This is a genomic window from Pontibacter rugosus, from assembly GCF_042678745.1.
GTDB classification, from domain to species: domain Bacteria; phylum Bacteroidota; class Bacteroidia; order Cytophagales; family Hymenobacteraceae; genus Pontibacter; species Pontibacter rugosus.
Map to the genome: position 1 here is coordinate 1 of NZ_JBHTLD010000437.1, position 1,115 is coordinate 1,115.

Genomic DNA, 1,115 nt, shown 5'->3' on the forward strand with positions numbered 1-1,115 from the left:
CAATAGTAATTTTTCACCTTTAAACTCTATACCTTATGATTACAAAGCGTTTACTATTTTTTTCAGCCGTAGTGGCTACTACTCTGGGTTTCACCTCTTGCCAGAGCGAAGAAGAGGATATATTGAGAAACGATGCAGTTTCTGAGCAGACACTCTCTCAAATTTCTAATATGGGCTTTAGTAGCCTTGGAGTAGAGCGCATAGAAGGAGGTTACCTTGTTGAAGGAGACATTTTCCTGACTGACAACGATCTTACCGCTGCTCATGATGCAAAATCATTGCGTGTTGGCGAAGAAGAGCAGTATCACACAATTAATCTAGTAAAAGGCTTGCCACGTGTAATTACGGTGGCGCTGGATTATCAACTGCCAAGAACATATGGCGATGCGCTAGACGTAGCTCTGGAGCGCTATAATGCAGAAGGTTTGCAGATAACATTTAAGCGTATTGCCTCCAATGCTGACATTACGTTAAGAAAAGCCCCTGGTAGTGCTGGGTATCTTGCCTCTGCTGGTTTCCCAACGGCTGCTGGTGCCCCACACAACCAAGTGCTGGTTAACTCTCGCTACATGGGTGTAAGACCTGACCAAGCTTATCTGGCAACCATTCTGGCACACGAAATTGGCCATTGCATCGGGTTCCGCCATACAGACTACATGAACAGACAGTACAGCTGTGGTGGTGAATTCTTTAATGAAGGCCAATCTACGGTAGGTGCTATCAACATCCCTGGTACTCCGGTTGAGGCTGACCCGAATTCTTGGATGCTGTCTTGCATTGGTACAGGCTATGATCGTCCTTTCAACTCAAACGATAAAACTGCTTTAGATTACCTATACTAAGCAGCGCGATAAGTAGGGGCAGCACCTTTGGTTGCTACCTTATTCATGTTACAAAGCACAACGCCCACTTCTGTAAAAGAAGTGGGCGTTGTGCTTTGTAAGCGGGTAGAGATGTAATTATTTAATTTGAAGCAGTAGAGGGAGATATGATGTTACTTTTTGCACAATTTATTCCGGAATTTATAATCAGAATCACGCTTTCCTGCTGTTTTATTTTAACAGGCATTGTTAAGCTAATGTTACTTTATAGAGATACTATTCCTGTTTTTTAGC

Annotated in this window: 1 protein-coding gene; it reads left to right on the plus strand. The window is 43.1% G+C overall.

Features of this window, described 5'->3' with window-relative positions; all coding sequences use genetic code 11:
- Positions 1 to 35: 35 nt before the first annotated feature.
- Complete coding sequence (locus ACFQ2O_RS21770; protein ID WP_377533040.1) at positions 36 to 842, plus strand: M57 family metalloprotease; 807 nt, start codon at positions 36 to 38, stop codon at positions 840 to 842.
- The last annotated feature ends 273 nt before the right edge of the window (positions 843 to 1,115 follow it).